Below are 21,902 nucleotides of genomic sequence, written 5' to 3'. Positions count from 1 at the left end.
TGGAGGAATCCTTTTCATACACGCAGAAAGCTAGTGCAGGTAGCACCGCTCCGCGCTGCTTTCGCGGGTGCGTGCGCTTCTACCACGCGCTATGAGTTGGTGCCTAGGCGTTGGCCTTGGTAGCTGCCGTCTTGTACGCGTTTCCACCAGGTTTCGTTGGCCAGGTACCACTGCACGGTTTTGCGCAGACCGGTTTCAAAGGTTTCTTCTGGTACCCATCCTAGCTCGCGTTCGATTTTGCTGGCATCTATGGCGTAGCGCACATCGTGGCCGGGGCGGTCGGTCACGAAGGTAATCAAATCGCGGTAAGAGGTTTCTTGGGGTACTAGCTCTTGTAGTAGATCACACAGAGTTTCTACGACTGTGAGGTTGGCTTTTTCATTGTGACCACCGATGTTGTAGGTCTCACCTACTTTTCCTTCTGTGGCTACTTTGATCAATGCGCGGGCGTGGTCTTCTACATACAGCCAGTCGCGGATCTGTTGCCCATCGCCGTAAACCGGAAGTGACTTACCGGCAAGGGCGTTGAGAATCATCAGCGGGATGAGCTTTTCGGGAAAATGAAACGGGCCATAGTTATTTGAGCAGTTGGTTACCAACGTGGGCAAGCCATAGGTACGCTGCCAAGCGCGCACTAAATGATCAGAACTGGCTTTACTGGCCGAATAAGGGGAGCTTGGGGCATAAGATGTTTCTTCGGTAAATAAGTCATCCGTGCCTTCTAAATCGCCATAGACTTCGTCGGTTGATATGTGATGAAAACGAAACGCTTCAGCTTTACTGACATCTTGCTCTTGGAGCGTTTTCCAGTAGCTTCGGGCGGCTTCTAATAACACTGCGGTGCCAACCACATTTGTTTGGATAAACTCAGCAGGGCCATCAATGGAGCGATCCACATGGCTTTCTGCCGCTAGGTGCATCACAACATCAGGCTGATGTTTTTCAAACAGTTGCTGCATAGCGTGTGCGTCGCAAATATCGGCTTGCAAAAAAGTATAACGCTCATTGGTTTCAACGCTAGCGAGCGACTCTAAATTACCGGCGTAAGTAAGCTTATCTACATTCACTACGCGGTGGGCTGAGTTTTGAATAAGTTCACGTACAACTGCTGAGCCGATAAAGCCAGCACCACCGGTAATTAGAAATGTCTTAGTGTTCATATGTCTCTTAATAGCTAGTAATGATTTAAAAAATATATAATCAGGCAGATTTGCGCTTTTCTTGACGCTGCAGCTCTTGCAACATCTCAAGATGCTCGCGGGCTTCACGCGCGGCCTTACCCGCCTTTTGGACTTCGTTTTTCGCCGCGGCAATATCTTGCGGTGGTGCATCCTGCGTTTGAAATTCCGCTACGGCTTCCTGGGCGCCTTTTAGTGTTGAGTGGCAGTCTTGCAGGTATCGACGGGCGCTTGGTATGTCAGAGGGTAAAGCTGTCCCATTTTTCTTCGCGTCTGAGTCTGCGTGATAGTTCTCAATGGCCTTTTTAATATCATCGTACCAATGAGCCTTACCATTTTTGAGGTAGAGGCCCGCTTGGCAGAGGTCTTTTAAGATGCCTTCCGAGTGGGAAACCATAATCAGCGATGCTTGGCCAATTTTGGAATTAAACAGCTCTTTGGCTTTGGCTTTAAATGCCCTGTCGCCTACGGCGGTGGCTTCGTCGGAGATGTACACGTCAAAATCAAAGGCTAATGAAAGCCCGAAAGAGATCCGCGATTTCATACCGGATGAGTAGGTGCGAATCGGTTCATCAAAAGAGCTACCAATTTCAGCAAAGTCTTCTACAAACTGGATCACCCGCTTTACTTCCGAAGGGCCACTGCCTTGCACGCGGGCCACGAATTTAACGTTCTGCCTTCCCGTCATGTTGCCCTGCATACCGCCTGAAAGCCCTACTGGCCAGGAAACACGGCTATGACGGATAACTTCGCCACGCTCAGGCTTATCCATGCCGGCGATAAGGCGCAGCAGCGTGGATTTACCCGCACCGTTCGCGCCGATCAACCCCACGCTTACCCCGGTGGGGATCGTCAGGTTGATGTCCTTGAGTACCCAATCGCTGCCGTGGTGATTGTGGTAGCGTTTGTAGAGGTTTTTTATCTCAATCATTTGTTTGTGAATCGTGAGGTGTGAATCGTGAATCGTGAATGCTCCTCAACTCACTACTTACCAGTCACTACTCTCACTTCTTTTCCCTTTCGCTTATAGAGTTTTTCCAACTCGCTTTTGAGCGTTCCGCGGGCGGTTTGTTCACCGTGCACCAGACGAATGGTGTTGGGCCAGCGGCGCATACGCTTTACGAAGTTGAGCAGGTCTTTTTGATCGGCGTGGGCGGAGTAGCCGCTGATAGAGGTCACGCCTGCCTTTATATCGATTCGCTCGCCGTCTATGATTACCCAGCCACCCTGGGGGCCGTACTGCTGAATATCCCGCCCTGGGGTGCCTGCGCCTTGGTAGCCCACAAACAGTACTTGGTGGCGTTTATCGCCGAGCATGGCTTTTAGGTAGTTCATAATGCGCCCGCCTGCACACATACCGCTGGCGGCAATGACTATTGCTGGGCGACCTGTTTTGGCCAGGTACTCCACGGTTTGTTCGTGCTCTGCGTGGCTGTCCACTGTGTAGAGGTTGGCAAAGTTGAGCGGGTGACGGCCACTGCGGAGGCGGCTTTGAGCTTCTTTATCCCAGTAGGGTTTTAGCTCGCGGTAAACCTTGGTAAAGCGTGCGGCCAGCGGTGAATCGACAATTATTTCCAGCGACTGCCATTGTGGCGAGCGCGCTTGGTGGATGATGGTTTCCAGCTCGTACAGCAGTTCTTGGGTGCGGCCAATGCTGAACGCAGGCACCATCACCGTGCCGCCGTTAGCGAGTGCTTGCTCTACCGCGGCTTTCAGGGTGGCTCGGCGCTGGCGGCGGTCTGGGTGTAGGCGGTTACCGTAGGTGCTTTCGAGTACCAGTTGATCACAGCCGTAAGGTGATTTTGGCGCGGGTAGTAATGGGGCATAGGGGGCGCCTAGATCGCCGGAGAACACGACACGCTCTTTTTCGCCGGTTTTCGCATCCTGGTAGCTTACTTCTACGTAGCTGGAACCGAGTATGTGCCCTGCCCGTTTGAGTTTGACGCGGGTGATGCCCTTTCCGCCCATACCAGAACCAGCACCGGAGTGAACGCTTACATCACTACCTGAGCCTATGTTGTGCCATTTTCCGTAAGGCACGCTAACAATCTGCTGTTCTAACTGGGCTTGGAAACGCTCAATTAGCTGTGCGTTGCGGGTAAAGCCGATTTTTAGCGCGTCTTCAATGACCAGTGGCAGCAGTTTGGCCGTGGGGATCGAGCAGATGATAGGGCCGGTGAAACCAGCGGCCAGCAGGTAAGGCAGCCTACCCACGTGGTCGATGTGTACGTGGGTGATGATCAGGGCCTTGACGGTGCTAATATCGAATTCAATCTGAAGCTGCTCGAAGCTGTTTTCTGCGGCGTCTTCGCCTTGAAAGAGGCCGCAATCCACCAGTAGGGATTCTTTTGAATTGAGAATCAGTTGGTGACAGCTACCGGTGACACCAGTGGCGCCGCCATGGTGGATTATTTCGAGCATACGAGTTGTGAGTTGTGAGTTGTGAGTTGTGAGTTGTGAGTTGTGAGTTGTGAGTTGTGAGTTGTGAGTTGTGAGGAATTATCGATTTTGTAAATGGCGAATCAACCCACCGAGTAAACCAGATACTTGGTGAATTAATTCAATGGCAGTTGTCACATCCCGGATGTAACCAAGGCGCTGGGCAATCAGCACCTGGGTTTCTATTTCACTCAACGAGCCACGTGCGATAAACAAAAAACGAATAAAGTCTTTATCACTTCCTCTTGCTGCACCTTCTGAAATGTTGCTTGGAATTGATACGGCAGCTCGCCTCATCTGACTTGTGAGACCAAATCTTTCGTCATCAGGAAATAGCGACGTAATTTGATAGATATGTTCGACCAGATCCATCGCCCGTTGCCAAACTTTCAGCTCCTGATGCTTCCTCATTCCCACCTCCCTACCACTTACGACTCACCACTCACGCTTTACGACTCACCTAGTCCCTGTGATCCTTGATGATCATGATCAGCATGCTGAGGATGAAGGCTAGGAAAATTGTGATGATGGCGAATACGCTGCTGTTGTAGAGACGGTTCGGTTCTGTGGGGTATTCCGGCATTAACGGGCTTTGCAGCACGCTTACTTGCTTTAGCTGACGGGCGGCTTCCAGGCGGGTGTTCTCTAATGCGGCGAGTGCGCTGGAGTAGGTTTCCTGGGCGAACTGAGCCTGTAGTTCTAGCGTTTCATATTGCGCTGAAACACTGTTGAGTGAATCACCGGAGGCCTGGGCGATACGATCCCGCTGCTCAACAATTTGGTCTCGTAGTGCGCTGATATTACGCTCTACTTGGCGTAGTTCTGACGATTGCGCGCTTTGGTAGCTAGAGAGCGCCGTACGCTGAGCTTGTAGGCGAGCTAAGTCTGCTTCAAGTGTTGCGACAACTTGATTAATGTTTGTAACGGTATCTGTGGGCGATACCAGCCCGTACTCATTTTGGTACTCCAGCAACGCTTCGCGTGTTTCAGAGAAACGTTCATCCAGGCGCACCATTTGCTGCTCTAAAAACTTAACCTGCTCTTCGGCCAAGCGGTGCCCCATTTCATTCATATGGTCTTCACCGGCTTCCAGCAATAGTGTGGTCATCTGATGCGCAAACTCAGGGGTATACCCCTCTACTTGAACATTCAGCACCCCTGCGTACTCATCTAGCTCTACCGTTACCCGGCGCAGATAATATTTGTGCAGGTCTTCAATCGGTGCATCGTGGTTATGTAGCCTGGCAAAAATATCGCCGTGTTCGGTGTAGTGGTCGCGGATATTTAATTCTTCATCCAGGCGACGCAGCATATCCACGGATAGTAAGTGTTCACGCAGTAGCAGCAGATCTTTGGTATTGCCGCCACCACCGCCCATGATTGAAGATAAACTAATCTCTGGAGTGGCTACTTGGGGGCTTTCTAACACTACAGTTGCGCGTGAAACATAACGATCCTGCGCCCATACAAACCAGTAGAAGGAGACCAAGATAATTGCGACTATCGCCACGGCCCAGTGTGGGGATTTTTTTACAAAATGATGTAACGAACGTTGCATGGATTATTGTGCCTTTAACCGATCAATAAAGCGCAGATGCATTAACAGCCCTAAGGCAATTAGCGAAAATGTAAATAGCCAGAAGTAAAGCATACTAGTGCCGTTGACCACGTGGTAATTTTCAAAAAAACCAAGACGCAGCGTTTCAAGCCCGTGGGGAATGGGGTTGAGCATCAGGTATTTCAGCACCCAATGTGGCAAGCTATTTAGCGGCAAAAGTACCCCCGAGATGATCAGTAGTGGTAACGAAAGCATCCTTATGATTTTGCCCACCTCTGGCACTAACGCTGATGCGACGGATGTGACTAAACCAAGCCCGATACCGAGACACCATAGCGACAACCAAGCCCCCATAGCCCGAAGCGCATTGTCAGGGTACATATCCAACCCTAGCATCAAGCCACCGACTATAAAGATTAGGAATACAAAACTTCGTAGCATGCCTTCCAGGAAGTTGCGCACCAATACTGGGTCTACCGGTTGTACTTGCCGGTAGGCAAACAGTGCTTTGTTGCCCTCCACAGCCCCCATGCCACGCATCATGCCTTCACGCACCAGGAAAAATCCCATCATTCCAGCAATCATCCAGGGAATAAAAGGTGCATTGGCTATCAACTGGTCACCACTGACAAAACTTCGGATGCCGACCATGATTCCAACCAAGGCAACTGGCTCAAATACCATCCAGAACCAGCCCATGCGATCAGCCATGGTGCGCGAAATGGCTTCGCGCATAAACATGGCGTACCAGACGCTGCGGGTTACCTGCCACGGCGTGCGGGCGCGCCGTGGCTGGGGCTGAGCGTTTATGTTATCCATAGCGTTACTTTTGCATGTGTTAGGTGTGAGGTGTTAGGTGTGAGGTGTTAATCGTGAGGGGCGAGGAGTTTGTTTGACTCCTCACCATTCACTCCTTACACCTCACCTATTACAGATCAACCGCTACTTTGGTGGCCACGGCTACCTGGTAAAGGATTTGCGTCAGCGTTGAGGCTAGCTGCAGGTTGTGGGTGGGTGCAGCGGGCATAACCAGGATTTCGTCGCCGGGGCGTAGGTTCACGTTGCGGGCGTTTTCAACCGCGCCGTTCTGGCGTACCACCAGAATGTGGTCGTCATCCGCACGCTCGGTGAAGCCGCCGGCGCCTTCGATGTAGTCGATCACGCTCATGCCGGGACGATACACCGCGGCTTGGGGCACCAACACTTCTCCGCTGATCAGCATGGAGTCACTCACTTCAGGAATGGTGACTACATCGCCATCCTGCAGGCGAATATCGGAGATGCGGCCATCGTAGGCCACTACCAAGCGGCCGCTGGGCTCTAGCTCACTGGCGCGGGCGATGAAGTCTTGGATCAACTGCGCTTCCTGAACTCGAATCTGGGCCTCTTCGTTGGTATTGGAAGGCGCGCCCAGGTAGGTGGTTTCCAGGCGGCGCAGGCTGTCTTCAAGCGATTGCGCTTGCTGCTCTTTTACACTCTCCCGCTTGATTGAGATGCTTTCCACGGCGGTCATGTTTTCCGGCACGGCAATGGCATCCAGCAGTTCGCTCAGGCGAGCATCCCTGGGTAGCGCATAGCGCGAGGGGCCGTAGTAGCTGCCCTCTACTTCTACCACAATGGTTTCGCTGCGCTTGTCGGAACTGAACAGCACTTCGTCGCCGCTGCGAATAGTTTGGCCTGCGAACATGTCGATGGGGAAGTATTGTGCAATGGGGCCGTCTTCACGGTCACCGCGCAGCAGTACATGGGAAACACCACTTTTCAGCCGCGCCAGGTTGACCAGCTCGGCGCCGCTGAGCTGGTTGCCGATTAACTCGTAGCGGTGTTCACGGTGTACATCGCCACCCACGGCAATGGCCGGGCCGCGCTCTTCCACTACGATGGTGTCGCCATCCTGAAACTGCGGGCGGGCAATGCTGCCATTGAGCAGGAAGTCGTAAAGATCGACCGTGGCTACTGTGGTGTCGTTGCGCACCACGCGCACCTGGCGGTAGCTGCCCAGATCCTGGTCGATGCCGCCTGCTTGATCTAGGAAGTAGAGCAGCGAGTCGTTGGGGGTGCCTGCATAACGGCCGGGGTTTTCTACATAGCCGGTGACATAAACCGCGACCGGCTGTACGCCTTGCAGGTTGGTGTAGACCTCGACGTTATCCGGGTAAACGGAGGTGATCGCGCTGCGCACGCTGTTATCGACTTGCTGGCTGCTTTGCCCTTCTACATTCAGCGGGCCAGAGCCGGGGATGAAGATATTGCCTTGGGCGTCTACCGGCAGTACGCGGTCAAACTCGAAGGCGCCCCAGGCACGTACGGTGACCTGATCGCCTGGCTTGATCTTGTAATCGGGGTTTAGACCATCGCCCATGGCGCCACGGAAACCGCCAGTAAACAGGTTGGCGCCAAACGGTGGTAGCGCGTCCGGGTCTTGTGGGGGTAGCGATACCGGGCCATAGGTGCCGCTGCGCCAGTCTGCGCGGGGAGTGTCGTTCACTTCCCCCTGCTGGGCACCTGCGCCCTGCTGGCCTCTCTGTTGCCCGCTCTGCTCAGGCAGAATGCTGTCGGAGAGGCTTAGCGACTGCGCCAGGGTGGAGCTGGCGGTGAAGGTACTGACCAGCGCCAGGGAAGCCACGGCTATGGTGCGTTTGAACGATGCGCGGTTCAGCATTTTTAAAACGTTCATTAGTTGCGCCCCTGTGATGTTTGCGCCACAACGCGTTGGTTGACCCAGCCATTGGGTGTTTTACACACCAGCGCTGGGCGGGCGGCATTACCTGCCACTCCGATTACCTGCAGCTTACGACATTCGCGCCCGCTGGCGGCCAGGTAGGCGGCGTCGGCGACGATCTCGACGTTATCGCCCCATGGGCTTTGCACCAGGTTGAGCACTGCGCCTGCGGGGCTCTTGCTCAGGAAGTCGTTGAGGTTGGGATCTTGCAGCAATGTGGCGGGGTCATTACTGAGCACATATTGTGCTTCTTGATGGCTAGCGCCGGAGGGGTATGAGGCGCAGCCGCTGACCATGACGAGACTGAGCGCCGCCAGCAGCATGCGAGCCGGCGACACGAATGAACGTTGGGGTGATGGCATATTCGATTCCAAATTAAAGGCACGCTACCGCCCAGGGATTGTAACGGGCGTATTCCCTTGCCCTACTCTTCTGCGCGGGTGAATGTGGTGGTGCGCTTCGCTCTTGATGGTCTAGAGACGTGGATATCAGACTAGATATTTCGCACCAGCCCGCCATTGTAGGGGAATACCGTTGCCGCCTCTACATTGACAACCCTTATACAGCCTGTTCAGTTTACTTATGAACTGAAAGAGTTACTTTTCATTGACTTAGCTCACCTGCTCAGGCTCGGCAATTGAGGTGAGCACAAAAACGCCACACTGGTGAGCCAGTGTGGCGCAGGAAATGACCGTCTAACGTGCAGGCCGGAACCAGGGGCTACGCTTTGCCGTATACCTCGGCGGAGGCAAACGCACTGCCTGCCTGATCCTTTTCAGAGAGCGCGAATGGCACGGGCAGCTCAGGCCATTCGATACCCAGTTCTGGGTCGTCAAAACGGATGCACCGCTCAGATTGAGGATGGTAGAAGTCAGTGGTTTTGTAGAGGAAGTCCGCCGTTTCAGACATCACTACAAAGGCATGGCCAAAGCCTTCCGGCACCCATAGCTGGCGGTTGTTTTCAGCGGAAAGCTCGATGCCCACCCACTGACCAAACTGTGCCGAATCGCGGCGCAAATCCACGGCCACATCCCAAACGCTGCCATGCACTACCCGCACCAACTTGCCCTGGGGCTGTTCCAACTGGTAGTGAATGCCGCGCAGCACGCCCTGGCGTGAGCGTGAATGGTTGTCTTGCACGAATTGGCGCTTGCAGCCGGTGGCGTCTTCAAACGCCTGCTGGTTGAAGCTTTCCATAAAGAAGCCGCGTTCGTCGCCGAACACCTTGGGAGTCAGGATCACCACCTCGGGCAGGGCTGTTTTTTCAACGTGCATCAGTGGGCTCCTTTGGCGTCCAAGCGGTGTAACAGGTACTGGCCGTAGCCGGTTTTGGCCAGCGCGTTGGCACTTTCACGCAGCGCTTCATCGGTTAGCCAGCCCTGCTGCCAGGCGATCTCTTCCAGGCAGGCGACTTTAAGGCCCTGGCGGTGCTCGATGGTCTGCACATACTGGCTGGCTTCCAGCAGGCTGTCGTGGGTGCCGGTATCCAGCCATGCGAAGCCACGGCCCAGACGCTCCACGCGCAGATCTCCGCGCTCCAGATAGGCGTTGTTGATGCTGGTAATTTCCAGCTCGCCGCGCTCGGATGGTTTCACCTGGCGGGCGATTTCCACGACATCGTTGTCGTAGAAGTAGAGGCCAGTCACCGCATAGGGCGATTTGGGCTTGTCGGGCTTCTCTTCTATCGAGACCGCAGTGCCCTCTTCGTCGAACTCCACTACGCCAAAGCGCTCGGGGTCTTTGACCAGGTAACCAAACACTGTGGCGCCGCTGGCTTGGGCAGAGGCGCGCTTCAGCTGGTCGGAGAAGTGCTGGCCGTGGAAGATGTTATCGCCCAGTACCAGGCACACCGGCGCATCGCCAATAAACTCTTCACCAATGATGAACGCTTGGGCCAGGCCGTCTGGGCTTGGCTGAACGGCGTACTCGAAGCGCACACCGAAGGATTCACCACTGCCCAATAGGTTTTCATACTGGGGCAGGTCTTCCGGCGTGGAGATGATCAGGATTTCGCGGATGCCGGCCAGCATGAGTACCGAGATGGGATAGTAGATCATCGGTTTGTCGTAGATGGGCAGCAGTTGCTTTGAAACACCGCGTGTAATGGGGTGTAGGCGGGTTCCGCTGCCCCCCGCTAAAATTATGCCTTTTCGTTGCATCGTTGTTGCTCCTTGCTCGTTGCCCGCCACTATCGCGAGCTTGCTATTTCTTCCACGGTAAGCGCCAACTGGCTTTGCCAACTGGGCATCTGAATTCCCAATGCTGCTTCTATCTTAGCTACTGTTAACCGAGAATTCAGCGGCCGGGTAGCTGGGGTCGGGTACTCTGCTGTGGGGATGGCGGAGACGCCTTCCGGGGTAATCGCCATCGGCAATCCGGCTTGCTTCGCTACCTGAAATATCTCGCAGGCAAACCCGTGCCAGCTGGTCTCGCCCCTGGGCGCGAGATGGTACACGCCACTTTCCATGTCGTTAGCGGTTTTGGGGTTACGCAGCTTAGCTAACGCTTGCTGGGTGACGAGTGCAATCAGGCGTGCGGGCGTGGGCGCACCAATTTGGTCACTCACAATGCTTAGTGCTGACCGCTCGGCCCCTAGCCGCAGCATGGTGGCCAGAAAGCTTTTGCCAAAGGCGCTGTAGACCCAGCTGGTGCGGAAAATCAGGTGCTGGCAGCCGCTATTGGCGACGGCTTCGTCACCGGCCAGCTTGGTTGCTCCATAGGCGTTGCATGGGCCGGTGGTGTCACTCTCCTGCCAAGGGGCGGTGCCTTCGCCGTTGTACACGTAATCGGAGGAGTAGTGGATCAACCAGCAGGCGCGCTGCTGGCAGTACTCCGCCAACTGCGCTGGAAGCTCAGCGTTTAGGCGCGTCGCCATTGCCTGGTCGGATTCGGCGTTATCCACCGCGGTGTAGGCTGCCGCGTTAACGATTAGGTCTGGCTGGTGTTCGGCCAGAAACGCATCGACGGCGGCGGCATCGGAAAGATCCAACGCGGCGCGGTTAGGGGCTAGTATATCTCCCAAGGTGGCGAGTTGACGGCGGAGTTCAAAGCCTACTTGGCCGTTGCTACCAGTAATTAAGATATTCATTGCAGATCCTTTTTAATACACGCCGCAAGCCTGTGCATTTGGCACCGCTTCGCGCTGCTCCCGCGGGTGCGCTGCGCTTACCACGCGCTACTAGGTTGTGCCTTACTCTTTATAAGCTGCCTAGACGTTGGCCCTGGTAGCTGCCGTCTTGTACGCGCTTCCACCAGGCTTCATTGGCCAGGTACCACTCTACGGTTTTGCGTAGCCCAGTCTCGAAGGTTTCTTCTGGTTTCCAGCCAAGCTCATGCTCAATTTTACTTGCATCAATGGCATAGCGTAGGTCATGGCCTGGACGGTCTTGCACGAACGTAATTAAATCGCGGTAATTGCTTTCCGCTGGCACCAACTCCTGCAGCAGGTCGCATAGCGTTTCGACCACTTCAAGGTTTGCCTTCTCGTTATGCCCACCGATGTTATAGGTTTCGCCGACAACGCCTTCCGTGACGACTTTGACCAGTGCGCGGGCGTGGTCTTCTACGTATAGCCAATCGCGCACTTGCTGGCCATTGCCGTAGACCGGCAGCGGCTTACCCGCTAGGGCATTCAAAATCATCAGCGGGATGAGCTTTTCGGGGAAGTGGTACGGCCCGTAGTTGTTGGAGCAATTGGTGACGAGGATCGGCAGGCCATAGGTGCGGTGCCATGCACGCACCAGGTGGTCGGAACTTGCCTTGCTGGCGGAGTAAGGTGAGCTGGGGGCGTAGGGGGTTTGTTCGGTAAACAGGTCTTCCGGGCCTTCCAGGTCGCCATACACTTCATCGGTCGAGATATGGTGGAAGCGGAACGCGCTGGCTTTTTCAGGGGCGCTTGCTTTCAGGCCTTTCCAGTAGTGACGAACGGCTTCCAGCAGCGTGTAGGTGCCGACGATGTTGGTCTGGATAAACGCAGCGGGGCCGTCAATCGAGCGATCCACATGGGATTCAGCCGCCAGGTGCATCACGGCATCCGGCTGGTGGCGCTCCAGAATGGCAGCCATGCTTGCCGCATCACCAATATCGGCCTGCTCAAAGGTGTAGCGGTCGCTGCTATCTACCGCGGTTAGCGATTCGAGATTGCCTGCGTAGGTCAAGGCATCCACATTCACCACGGCGTGTTCGGTCTGCTCGATCAGGTAACGGATTACCGCTGAACCGATAAAGCCTGCACCGCCTGTTACTAGAATATTCATGCTAAATCACCACTATTGCGGATCACTCTCTGATCGATCCCTGATTAATCTCATCGTTTTCACATGGCGCACATGCAAAAACACTGAACGCTACTTGCCTGCCCTGCCGATGATGCCGTGGAATAACCCTTGGGTCATTTTCATAAAATGTTGTCGACGAGGTTTAGCATATAAAGTGTAAAAACCATATTTCAACAGTAACCGCCATGCATCGACACACTTCCACTGCAGCGGCACCCACCCGGTACGGTAGAGCAGCACGGCATTTCTGAAGTGATAATAGTGACGCAATGGGCTGTGCAGCGGTATTTTCCGACCACGAAACTCGATAGGCGTTTCGCCCAGGCTGTGCTCCATGTGCGCCCCGCATACACCATAGCTTTGAAACCCGTGATGACCTGCTCGCAGCCCCCATTCTATGTCGACATAATCGATGAATAAGTCGTCGCGCATATCACCTACTTTTTCCAGCACCGACATAGGAATCAGGCATCCAGAGGCGATCAGATAATCGACTGGCAACACGGCGCTGTCGCTCTCGCAACTATGCCTGCATAACCGCCAGTTGCGAATTTGCAGAAACGGGGGCGGATTTTTCTGACGAGTATCTACGTAGCGAGGCCCGACAGAAGCAGCTACCGGTTGACTGGCTAGCGCGGCATGCAGCTTTTCAAGCATATTGGGCGCGGGCAGGCTGTCTTGATCCATTAACAGCACGTGTGTAGCGCCCTGCTGCTTGGCCCATGCAATGCCTACGTTCTGCGCCGCGGCTATGCCGCGGTTTTCATCCAAGGCAATGATGTGATCGGCAGACTGTGGCCGCCCGTCACTCCAATTAGCCAGGTCTTCATCTGAGCCGTTGTCCACTATCAGCACCGTTTCTACTTGGCTGGCTAGCCGATCAACCAGTTCACCCAGCACGTCCAGTGCCGGGTGGTAGGTGACAATAACGGCCGTGGTACGCGGTGTTGCCACATTAGGATCGATTGGCATGCCGGTACTCACTGGTTTCAATGATGCTATCGCTTTTGGAGTAACGGCCGGCATCTACGTCAACCAGTATCTCCGCCAGCTCTTCTGCCTGATCTTCAAAGTAGGTTAGCTGGCTGTTTTCCAGTTTGATTTCATCCCCTGGGCGATAGTTTTTAAACACTCGGATGGATTCCAGAACCGCCTCTTTCAGGCGCTCACCTTTATCGCTAAATGGGATAATAATGCCGTTCTCACCAGGAATGATGTCTTCGACGACACCACCGGCGTCGGTCGTGATGACCCAGACGTTTCTGGCCAGAGCCTCCCGGATGGTCAGGCCGAAGCTCTCTTTCCACTGGGTGGGGAACAGCAGCACATCAATACTGGCGAAGAAGCTGTCGATCGTCTCCTGCGTATAGGCGGGTACGATTTCTACTCTTTCTACATTGTGGAATGCACTGGGATCGTAGGATGAGTATCCAAGGTTGAGCGCGTTGTCTACAACTACTAGTTGAGCCTCGCTACTGGTAAGTTCAGCAAACACCTTTTTAATAAGATGCACACCTTTTATTTCGGTATTACCCCCCACGTAACCAAAGCGCACTGAGCCTTCGTGGCGGATCTTAGGGATATGGTTTGGCTTGCGGACACCATTTTTATTAACCAGCACCTTTCGCTCAGAGTAGCCGTTGGCTATAAAAAAGTCGGCAAAAAAGCGGCTTGGCGCAAGTAGCACGGAGGCACTATTGAGCGCGGCATACATCTTAGACAAACGCTCATTATTCAGCTTTGCGTTGTTTACACAGGAAGCGCAGACCTCTTTGTCAATGACGTATTGACCGCAGAATTTACCGTGGCGATCGATCATGAATTGGCGACCACACAGCCACCAAGCGTCGTGTAGTGTAATCACATACTTAATGTTTCTTTCTATACAGAGATCGACGATCGACAATCCAATGCCTTGGATACTATGCAGGTGCACAATATCTGGTTTAACTACACTCAATACATTGCTCAACGCTTGAGCAACGTTCGGGTTATCGAATTGAGCTCGATCATCCAAGCCCTCAGGTAGTCCCATGCCATACACATTGATGCCGTCTGCTTCGTAGCGTCTGACTTGGTAGGCTTCGGCTACATTGGTGGGCACCGCGGTAAACATATGAATATTAAAATCATCACGGTGGTTTAGTCTGGTATTAAGTTCTTCTGCCACAATAGTGGCACCACCGAAAGAACGCGGCTTATAAAAACAGTTAACTGCAAGTACTTTCAACTTATCAGCTTGGTCATCAAATACTTTTTGATTCGCATAATCACTTAAGACAGGCTGCAATTGTTGAGTGGCAATATTTTCCGGCGAGTAGGACTGCAGTACTGATGCATGGGCATTCTCTGCCACTTTTTGGCGTAATTCAGCGTTATTAGCCAGCTTTGAAAATGCCTCTGCCCACTCTTCATTGGTTTCGCACAGAAAGCCGTCAACGCCGTGGTTAATGGCGTCGGCGAAGGCTGCCCTTGGCGAGCAGACCGAAGGCACCTGCACTACGGAGGCCTCTAAGAACTTGATATTGCTCTTCGAGTCGTTGAACACATAGTGTTCTAACGGTGCAATGCTGATATCACACTCTGCCAAACTCTCCAGATACTCTTCATAGGAGCAAACAGGAATGCGTTCAATACGGGACTCGTACTGGTCAAACTCCGCTGGCAGGTCTAGCAAGCCGATCAAGCGGAAGTGCACATTGCTGTGGGTGGCAAGCGTTTCCAAAAGTGCAGGCACGGCTTCTTGGAAATCGACGTTATGGGTGTTGGTCCCGGAGCCGTAGACGATACGAATCACGTTGTCCTTGAGAGCCGTTTTACGCTTCTCATTGACCTTTTCGGCCACGGCCATAGTTTGTGCATCCAGCGCATTTTCAACCACTTGGACTCGACTCATGCCGGACTCTTGCATCGCTTTTGCAAGGCCGGTGGTAGAAGCTATGCCGTTATCGCAGCTGAGCATGGCCTTCAAATAGAGGTCAGCCCCCTGTACTAACTCATCTAAGGTACCCTTATCAAATTCTGCGAGTGTCTTACTATTTAAAAGAATATTACGATCAAAAATGAGGTCATCGACTTCCCAATATGTAGGGATATTGAGACGCTTAGCCTCTTCAATAATGCTTAGTACATTCGGGTAAGCAGGTACGCGATAAAAAATGACCATGGAGTGCGTCTGCAGCGCTTTGAGCGCTTTAACAGAATCTGTCCAATCTATAGCGGTACACTCAACACCTAGGTACTCAAACATTTTCTGCTTTTGAGTGACTCGGTATTTTTTGCACTGGGGTATGCTGAATTCAGCGACAATCAGTACTCGCGGTACTAGGTACTCAGATGACTGGTGACTTATTGCTGCTAAATAGACAGGATCGGTTACATGGGGCATCCCTACGCTGGCGCAAGCCTCGACCAACCGGAATCCTCTTTTAATCCCTGCGAAACCTTCACGGCGGTAGATTGCTACGGCTTTCTTTAGCGTGCTCTTCACCCCGCCACCGCGCTGCACCGCTGGTTGGATTAGCAACACTGCACGGCGGCACTGTTTAATAAATACTTTGCCGTCACGGAGCGGCTTGGTTATCTTCCAGCTTCTAGAATTGAGAACTTCTGCTAGCTGGCGCTCTTTTTCAGCTAGGTTCTCACTTCGCTCTAGCAGCGATGTATCACGCTCGCCAATGTTTGCATTGAGCAGTGCGTGCTCTCGATCCCTCTCGGCTAACTTCGCCTGAGTATCTTGAATATCATGATTAAGCGCTTTAACTAGATCGTCTCGTTTAGCTATTTCCTGATTGGCATTGGCAACCGCTTCGTGTAGCTGGGTAATGTCCCACTGCCGCTCAATGACCTCACCAAGCTTGGAAAAATACTTACGTATGAGCGCGTGCCCTTCGGGCTGCGACCACTCGTTGACCAGTTCCAGTACTTCTTCTGGCTGCTCTTTACCGACAAACAGCACGCCCAGGCCAAACGAGTGCTCAAAAATGATGTGCGGGTAGTGCTCTTTTAACTCGCTCCATAGCTTCCAAACGCCAAAGCCGCGCTCACGTACGTTGGTATCGTGAAACAGTACAACGCCCTTTTCGGAGAGCTTCGGCAGCCACGTTTCAAAATCGTGTTTAACCGCTTCGTAGCTGTGAAGACCATCTATGTGTAGAAAATCGACATCGCCATCAGCAAAGTTCTCTACTGCTTCATCAAAGGTCATTCTCAGCAGTTTAGAGAAATCTTTATAGTGCTCATCGTGATGCTTTCTGACCACATCAAACACGTGTTCAGAGTACAAACCTGCGTGCTCATCCCCTTCCCAGGTGTCTACCGCATAGCATCGGGTAGGCAGTTTGTTTTTGTCGATACTTTCACAAAAGGAGAAGTAGGAGTGCCCGTAGTGCGTACCCAGCTCCACCAGACAGTCTGGCTTCAAGGTTTCAACCAGCCACGCACCAAAGGGGATGTGACCAAGCCATGCACTGGGAAACTTCGAGGGTTCTTTCGAAACAAACGAAGACTTCAACATCTGCTGATAAATATTCATAAGCTGGTCATCTCAATCTTTTTCATAGGTACGCCTACTAGCCCAGTACTGACACTGCTGCTATGCGACTTCAATACGATGGCGTCGTGCATCCAGTGGTGCTGGACATGCCCTTGCTGGCTGCCTTCAGCGATCGCTACCGTCATTGAGTAATCCCCCATCGGCAAAACCGGCATCCTGAATTGGAAATTGGCCACGAAGGTTTCGCCTTCAGCAATGTGAACCGGCTCTTCTACATAGGTGAGGTAAGTGTTGTCACCAAACAGGTGCTGACCCAGCCTGTCTTTGACAAGGAAGCCGACAATTGGGCTGGTCAGGTAAGCCTTGGCGGTGCACTCGATTCTTACCGTGACGTTTTCACCACCCACTACCCAGGCCAGGCGTTGACCGTTTTCATCCAGCAGGTGCGCCGAGTCGATAACGGCCCCACCACTGCCGAAGCCTTCCGAGTTTTCATCAAACTTCACTATTTCGATGTCGTTGCGATACTGGGTCGTGTTGATGAAGTCCAGCCGCATGTCTCGAACGTCTTCGACAGTCTCTTCTTGATCGGAACTGTCGCTCTTTTCATCCTTATTGACTGTCATGGGCGCGGTGCCATCCTGCTGCGAGATGTACATGGCAGCCAGATACGCCTTGGATATGTCTTTCGGCTCTCCGATCATCTTGATTTCGCCCTTGTCTAGCCATACCACTCGCTGACAAAGGTTGATAATGGCGCCTGTGTCGTGACTCACAAACAGAACAGTGCCGTGTTCCATGAACTTGCGCAGAAAGCGCATGCATTTCTGCACAAAAAAAGCGTCACCTACCGATAATGCTTCATCAATGACGAGGATGTCGGCATCTACGTGTGCAATTACTGCGAACGCTAGGCGAACCGCCATGCCGCTTGAGTATGTCTTGATTGGCTGGTCAATGAAGTCACCGATATCGGCAAACTCTACGATGCTGTCGAAGCGATCGCTCACTTCTTCAGTGGTCAGGCCCAGCACAGTAGCGTTCATATAGACGTTTTCACGCCCCGTGAACTCTGGGTTAAAACCGGAACCAAGCTCCAGCAGCGCTGCAATCCGACCACGGGTCTCAATCTGGCCCTGGGTGGGTGTCAGCGTGCCGCAGATCATCTGTAGCAGCGTTGATTTCCCCGAACCGTTACGACCAATGATACCGACCGTTTCACCTTGTTTTACCTCGAATGAAACGTCATGAAGCGCCCTGAATTCTTTAAAGTAGTTTGTGTGCCCTGCGCCCATCAGTTTTTTCAAACGCGGAACAACAAACTGCTTCAATCGATCATTAGGCTTATCATAAACCTGATAATATTTATGAATATTATCTACTTTAATTATCGTTTCATTAGAGGACATCAGCAAATCCCTTTCTGGTTTTCTGAAACCATGCATATCCTAACCAAGCGAAAACGGTAGAAAAGAATGTATACACTCCCAACCCTACCCAATCAGGTAAACGCCCCCAGATTAGGACTTCTCGTGCTTGCTCGATAATAAAGGTTAAAGGGTTTAGCAATATCAATATCTGATACTCTTCTGGAAGTCGATCGATAGGAAAGAAGATCGGTGACAGGAATAACAGCACGGTGACTATGACGCCGATGAACTGGCCGATATCACGCAGGAACACCCCCAATGCGGCCAGCATCCAGGCCACGCCTAACGACAATACAGCCAGTGGGAAGAAGACAATAGGCGATAGGATAATGGTCCAGGGAGGAATGCCGGTAAATACGATATAGGCGAACTGGAGCACCAGAAGGCTAATAGCAGTGTGGAAAATGGCGCTACCTAATGCAATGGCGGGCAGTATTTCCAGAGGAAACACCACCTTCTTGACATAGTTGGAACTCCCCAGCACCAAGCCAGGTGCTTTACTCAACACTTCTGCAAAAAAGCTATGCACCACCAAGCCTGCAAACAGAACAACCGCAAACTGAGTGCTAGTTTCGTCTTCACCTACGCCCCAGCGGGCATTGAACACCACCGAGAAAACAAAGGTATACACTAACAGCATGAAAACAGGGTTTAGGAATGACCAGAATAGTCCTAACACTGACCCTCTATAACGGCCGGCGACATCGCGCTTAGTCATCGTTATAATAAGGTCACGATGCTGCCATAAACTTTTTAGCAACGACTTGAATGATATTGGTTGATCAGAATGGGGGTTCATCAATTCCTCGGATTATCTTTCAGGCAATTTTCGCCATCATTTATATAAGACTAGAACAAGATCAACACGTAATGACTAATATCTTTTTATCAGCTGTTGTACAAAATCATCTATATTAGCGTTTTCTTTCTGTTTCTTTTTCGCGAGAAGGCAGTTGAGCAAATAGGTTTTCATACGCCGTCCGTGGTGAAAATTAATACATCTTAGGGTTTGGCCAATACTGGCAGGTGGCTACTATACAGCAGCGGAGGTTTTTTGAGAATTCTGAGGCTCTTTGGCTCCCTAAAAGCCACGATAAGGTAGATGCCTTTTGAGCCTTATTACCAACAAAAGCAAATGACAATTATTACAATCTAGGTTTTCTATATCAGTAACTCGTTAAAAATATGCTATTTTATTTGGATTTATTGTAATGCTTGTGTCCACCAACAGATAATGAGAGAGCTTAGTGAATAGCGTAGGCCTATGTGTACCAACATTGAATGCTGGTACCTTGTGGCATGAGTGGCTGAAACGAACCGCTCTTGCCGCAGATGGATTCCGCGTATTGGTGGTGGACTCTTGTTCTATCGACGGTACCGCCGAAGCCGCGCGCGATGCGGGCTTTGAAACGCTGGAAATCAGCCGTGAGACGTTTAATCATGGCGCCACCCGCCATAGTGCGCTGCATCACTTGAGTGATTGCGACATCGTGGTTTTTCTCACTCAGGACGCATTGGTGGCCGACTCCGAAGCGCTGTTCCGACTAGTCTCCGAATTTGAAGATCCCAAGGTGGGCGCCGCTTTCGGCAGGCAGTTGCCACACCTGGATGCCACGCCGATTGCAGCCCATGCACGCCTGTTCAACTACCCTGCATCTTCACGAGTGGTCAGCCAAACGGATATTCCCAGGCTGGGCATAAAAACCGCCTTTCTCTCCAACTCCTTTGCGGCCTATCGTCGGCAAGCGCTGATAGAGGTCGGCGGATTTCCCGACCATGTGATTCTTTCTGAAGATATGGTGGCGGGCGCCAGACTGCTCAAGCAGGGTTGGAAGCTGGCTTATAATGCTGATGCCTGTGTCTATCATTCGCATAACTATTCAATTTCTGAGGAGTTCAAACGCTACTTTGATATAGGCGCCTTTCACTCTCAGGAGGCGTGGTTAATTGAATGGCTGGGCAGCGCTGAAGGTGAAGGCTTACGCTTTATTCGCTCTGAGGCGAAATACCTGCTAAAACACGCCCCCCTGGCACTTCCCAGCGCCCTTCTGCGCACGTTTTCGAAATACGTGGGCTATAGACTTGGGCGCCATGAGAGGCAGTTGCCTACTCGCCTTAAAAAACGGCTTTCAATGCATGCTCGGTTCTGGCGCTGAGCACTCCTAATGCCGTTTCCATGGGATAGTTTTATGCAGCATCAGTAGGCATTTTTGTTAAAAAAACCTTTGATAATGGTAAGAAAAATAATCTTTAAATCCAGGCCCAATGACCAACTGTCGATATACCACAAATCATGCGCGACACGTTTTTCCATTTTCTCGATGGTATCGGTGCCGCCTCTGTGGCCGTTCACTTGCGCCCACCCGGTAATTCCGGGCTTTACTTTGTGCCGCTTCATATAAGATTCAACAATGTCTTTGTAATATTCGTTATGCGCCAGTGCATGTGGCCTTGGCCCAACAATCGACATGCGACCCTGCAATACGTTATAAAACTGCGGCAGCTCATCGAAGGAGCTTCTCCTCAGGAAAGCACCAATAGGGGTTATTCTTTCATCACCTGGGCATGCTTGAGTCACCCACCCTTCTGGCTCCTGGTGTACGTACATGGTTCTAAACTTATACACCTTGAAAAACTTGCCATTGGCCCCGGTGCGGTACTGTTTGAACAACACAGGTCCAGGTGAAGTCGCTTTAATGCAGATTGCAATCAGTAAGCAAAGCGGCAGTATGAGCAGGCTGATGATAGCCCCCAGCACTAGATCCTCCATGCGCTTGACGATCCTCGTCACTCCATCCAGTGGTGAAACACTAAGATCGACTGCCAAGTGGCCTGCCACTTCACTCATGCGGTGGTTGAGCAGTTGCATACCTTCAAAGTCGGGTATGAAACGAACCTCGGCAGTATGATAGCGAAGCTCGTAGAAAATGGAACGAACCAGCCCGCCCATTTCCAGCGGCACACAGATCCACACTTCGCGCGCACCTGACTCGGTGACTCGCCTGATCAAGCGTTCATAGAAGAGCTCATCCGGCTTTTCTTGCAACCGCTCGATACCTGCGATGCAGTAACCTTCAAAGGGGGCATCACGCATCCCTTTGCCCACATGAATCACTTGCAATGAGGGCCCTACCAAGAAGACCGGACGCTTAGCTTTACCCAGCTTTCTTGCATATTTAAGCAGTAACTGTGCAGCGACTCTTAACCCGGCCGCAATAATAAACGAAAAGAACAGCGTATAGCCGATCCACAAACGAGAATAGCTACCGGCAGCATGTGCAAAAAAGATGAGTGAAGCTACTAATATGGCAACAGCCAACCATACCATACTCAGCTTTACTAATAGTGTTGATATTTTACTGATACGCCAGCGTATATAACCGCCGTGCAATGTATTAATCATCAAGATTAATGAAGCCATTACCACTATTGCAAGCCAATACCTGTCGTGCAGTTGTAGAGATTGAAAGCGCACACAGTGTGCGAGCAGCCCACCTACTACAAGTGCAAATATATCCACTCCCGGCATTATAAGCTGAGCCGGATAGCGTTCTACAATTCCTATTGATCGTCTATCCATGAGTCACAGTATTGTTTGCAATTCACTATTGCATTATGTTTTCGTTAAGATAGCAGGCAGTATTCACTAAAATTTGGCTAATAGTTTTCACTGCTACCCTCTATATGATGTTAAATATTACATTTTTAACCTTGAGCCAAGCACACAACAATTAATAATCAAAAAATATTTTAAAAGGATTTAATATAAAAATTAAATTAATAAGACACAAAACTCCTACTAG

Annotated in this window: 18 protein-coding genes; 1 reads left to right on the top strand and 17 read right to left on the bottom strand. The window is 51.9% G+C overall.

Annotated elements, in window-relative coordinates:
• Positions 1–89 precede the first annotated feature (89 nt).
• The 16 genes from rfbB (ACFIOZ_RS07285) to ACFIOZ_RS07210 form a co-directional block, all read right to left on the bottom strand.
• On the bottom strand, positions 90–1,160 hold the full coding sequence (gene rfbB, locus ACFIOZ_RS07285; protein WP_386083020.1) for a dTDP-glucose 4,6-dehydratase: 1,071 nt from the start codon (positions 1,158–1,160) through the stop codon (positions 90–92).
• Between the two features lie 40 nt (positions 1,161–1,200).
• Positions 1,201–2,109: an ABC transporter ATP-binding protein gene (locus ACFIOZ_RS07280; RefSeq protein ID WP_386083019.1), complete on the bottom strand. Its 909-nt coding sequence runs from the start codon at positions 2,107–2,109 to the stop codon at positions 1,201–1,203.
• A 53-nt stretch (positions 2,110–2,162) separates the two neighbouring features.
• Positions 2,163–3,599 (bottom strand): MBL fold metallo-hydrolase RNA specificity domain-containing protein, encoded by a 1,437-nt coding sequence (locus tag ACFIOZ_RS07275; protein ID WP_386083018.1) that lies wholly within the window; start codon positions 3,597–3,599, stop codon positions 2,163–2,165.
• Positions 3,600–3,677: 78 nt separating this feature from the next.
• A complete protein-coding gene (locus ACFIOZ_RS07270; RefSeq protein ID WP_386083016.1) occupies positions 3,678–4,028 on the bottom strand; it encodes a four helix bundle protein in 351 nt (116 codons plus the stop codon).
• Between the two features lie 49 nt (positions 4,029–4,077).
• Positions 4,078–5,175 (bottom strand): chain-length determining protein, encoded by a 1,098-nt coding sequence (locus ACFIOZ_RS07265; RefSeq protein ID WP_386083014.1) that lies wholly within the window; start codon positions 5,173–5,175, stop codon positions 4,078–4,080.
• Positions 5,176–5,178: 3 nt separating this feature from the next.
• The gene (locus ACFIOZ_RS07260; RefSeq protein WP_386083012.1) at positions 5,179–5,994 is read right to left on the bottom strand and encodes an ABC transporter permease; all 816 of its coding nucleotides are present in this window, start codon (positions 5,992–5,994) and stop codon (positions 5,179–5,181) included.
• Positions 5,995–6,103: 109 nt separating this feature from the next.
• Entirely contained in the window at positions 6,104–7,852 is a 1,749-nt protein-coding gene (locus tag ACFIOZ_RS07255; protein ID WP_386083011.1) for a polysaccharide biosynthesis/export family protein, read from the bottom strand.
• Positions 7,852–8,259 carry a DVU3141 family protein gene (locus tag ACFIOZ_RS07250; RefSeq protein ID WP_386083010.1) on the bottom strand — a complete coding sequence of 136 codons (408 nt, stop codon included), beginning with the start codon at positions 8,257–8,259 and terminating at the stop codon, positions 7,852–7,854. Before ACFIOZ_RS07250 ends, ACFIOZ_RS07255 begins: the two co-directional genes overlap by 1 nt.
• 358 nt (positions 8,260–8,617) lie before the next feature.
• Complete coding sequence (gene rfbC / locus ACFIOZ_RS07245; RefSeq protein WP_386083009.1) at positions 8,618–9,172, bottom strand: dTDP-4-dehydrorhamnose 3,5-epimerase; 555 nt, start codon at positions 9,170–9,172, stop codon at positions 8,618–8,620.
• The gene (gene rfbA / locus ACFIOZ_RS07240) at positions 9,172–10,056 is read right to left on the bottom strand and encodes a glucose-1-phosphate thymidylyltransferase RfbA (RefSeq protein WP_386083008.1); all 885 of its coding nucleotides are present in this window, start codon (positions 10,054–10,056) and stop codon (positions 9,172–9,174) included. Before rfbA ends, rfbC begins: the two co-directional genes overlap by 1 nt.
• A 29-nt stretch (positions 10,057–10,085) precedes the next feature.
• A complete protein-coding gene (gene rfbD / locus ACFIOZ_RS07235) occupies positions 10,086–10,985 on the bottom strand; it encodes a dTDP-4-dehydrorhamnose reductase (protein ID WP_386083006.1) in 900 nt (299 codons plus the stop codon).
• 109 nt (positions 10,986–11,094) lie between these two features.
• Positions 11,095–12,153 (bottom strand): dTDP-glucose 4,6-dehydratase, encoded by a 1,059-nt coding sequence (gene rfbB, locus ACFIOZ_RS07230; protein WP_386083005.1) that lies wholly within the window; start codon positions 12,151–12,153, stop codon positions 11,095–11,097.
• Positions 12,154–12,243: 90 nt separating this feature from the next.
• Positions 12,244–13,146 carry a glycosyltransferase family 2 protein gene (locus ACFIOZ_RS07225; protein ID WP_386083004.1) on the bottom strand — a complete coding sequence of 301 codons (903 nt, stop codon included), beginning with the start codon at positions 13,144–13,146 and terminating at the stop codon, positions 12,244–12,246.
• Complete coding sequence (locus tag ACFIOZ_RS07220; RefSeq protein ID WP_386083003.1) at positions 13,130–16,708, bottom strand: glycosyltransferase; 3,579 nt, start codon at positions 16,706–16,708, stop codon at positions 13,130–13,132. Before ACFIOZ_RS07220 ends, ACFIOZ_RS07225 begins: the two co-directional genes overlap by 17 nt.
• Positions 16,705–18,078 (bottom strand): ABC transporter ATP-binding protein, encoded by a 1,374-nt coding sequence (locus ACFIOZ_RS07215; protein ID WP_386083002.1) that lies wholly within the window; start codon positions 18,076–18,078, stop codon positions 16,705–16,707. The genes ACFIOZ_RS07220 and ACFIOZ_RS07215 overlap by 4 nt, the downstream gene beginning before the upstream one ends.
• Positions 18,068–18,898, bottom strand: coding sequence for an ABC transporter permease (locus ACFIOZ_RS07210; protein WP_386083001.1), 831 nt, complete (start codon positions 18,896–18,898; stop codon positions 18,068–18,070). The genes ACFIOZ_RS07215 and ACFIOZ_RS07210 overlap by 11 nt, the downstream gene beginning before the upstream one ends.
• 448 nt (positions 18,899–19,346) lie before the next feature.
• On the opposite strand from ACFIOZ_RS07210, the gene ACFIOZ_RS07205 reads away from it, so the two are divergent.
• The gene (locus ACFIOZ_RS07205; RefSeq protein WP_386083000.1) at positions 19,347–20,255 is read left to right on the top strand and encodes a glycosyltransferase; all 909 of its coding nucleotides are present in this window, start codon (positions 19,347–19,349) and stop codon (positions 20,253–20,255) included.
• Positions 20,256–20,296: 41 nt separating this feature from the next.
• Here ACFIOZ_RS07205 and ACFIOZ_RS07200 read toward each other — a convergent pair whose 3' ends face one another.
• Positions 20,297–21,628 (bottom strand): undecaprenyl-phosphate glucose phosphotransferase, encoded by a 1,332-nt coding sequence (locus ACFIOZ_RS07200; RefSeq protein WP_386084009.1) that lies wholly within the window; start codon positions 21,626–21,628, stop codon positions 20,297–20,299.
• Positions 21,629–21,902 lie beyond the last annotated feature (274 nt).

Source organism: Vreelandella sp. F11 (assembly GCF_042466685.1).
In the GTDB taxonomy this organism is placed as follows: Bacteria; Pseudomonadota; Gammaproteobacteria; order Pseudomonadales; family Halomonadaceae; genus Vreelandella.
This window is presented reverse-complemented; position numbering and strand designations above follow the sequence as displayed.

Bases quoted from the DNA above. Each gene is read 5' to 3' on its own strand.
- ACFIOZ_RS07250 (WP_386083010.1), bottom strand. From the start codon at position 8,259: ATGCCATCACCCCAACGTTCATTCGTGTCGCCGGCTCGCATGCTGCTG.
- rfbC (WP_386083009.1), bottom strand. From the start codon at position 9,172: ATGCACGTTGAAAAAACAGCCCTGCCCGAGGTGGTGATCCTGACTCCC.
- ACFIOZ_RS07265 (WP_386083014.1), bottom strand. From the start codon at position 5,175: ATGCAACGTTCGTTACATCATTTTGTAAAAAAATCCCCACACTGGGCC.
- ACFIOZ_RS07220 (WP_386083003.1), bottom strand. From the start codon at position 16,708: ATGAATATTTATCAGCAGATGTTGAAGTCTTCGTTTGTTTCGAAAGAA.
- ACFIOZ_RS07255 (WP_386083011.1), bottom strand. From the start codon at position 7,852: ATGAACGTTTTAAAAATGCTGAACCGCGCATCGTTCAAACGCACCATA.
- rfbB (WP_386083005.1), bottom strand. From the start codon at position 12,153: ATGAATATTCTAGTAACAGGCGGTGCAGGCTTTATCGGTTCAGCGGTA.
- rfbD (WP_386083006.1), bottom strand. From the start codon at position 10,985: ATGAATATCTTAATTACTGGTAGCAACGGCCAAGTAGGCTTTGAACTC.
- ACFIOZ_RS07200 (WP_386084009.1), bottom strand. From the start codon at position 21,628: ATGCCGGGAGTGGATATATTTGCACTTGTAGTAGGTGGGCTGCTCGCA.
- ACFIOZ_RS07260 (WP_386083012.1), bottom strand. From the start codon at position 5,994: ATGGATAACATAAACGCTCAGCCCCAGCCACGGCGCGCCCGCACGCCG.
- ACFIOZ_RS07270 (WP_386083016.1), bottom strand. From the start codon at position 4,028: ATGAGGAAGCATCAGGAGCTGAAAGTTTGGCAACGGGCGATGGATCTG.
- ACFIOZ_RS07280 (WP_386083019.1), bottom strand. From the start codon at position 2,109: ATGATTGAGATAAAAAACCTCTACAAACGCTACCACAATCACCACGGC.
- ACFIOZ_RS07275 (WP_386083018.1), bottom strand. From the start codon at position 3,599: ATGCTCGAAATAATCCACCATGGCGGCGCCACTGGTGTCACCGGTAGC.
- ACFIOZ_RS07210 (WP_386083001.1), bottom strand. From the start codon at position 18,898: ATGAACCCCCATTCTGATCAACCAATATCATTCAAGTCGTTGCTAAAA.
- ACFIOZ_RS07215 (WP_386083002.1), bottom strand. From the start codon at position 18,078: ATGTCCTCTAATGAAACGATAATTAAAGTAGATAATATTCATAAATAT.
- ACFIOZ_RS07225 (WP_386083004.1), bottom strand. From the start codon at position 13,146: ATGCCAATCGATCCTAATGTGGCAACACCGCGTACCACGGCCGTTATT.
- rfbB (WP_386083020.1), bottom strand. From the start codon at position 1,160: ATGAACACTAAGACATTTCTAATTACCGGTGGTGCTGGCTTTATCGGC.
- rfbA (WP_386083008.1), bottom strand. From the start codon at position 10,056: ATGCAACGAAAAGGCATAATTTTAGCGGGGGGCAGCGGAACCCGCCTA.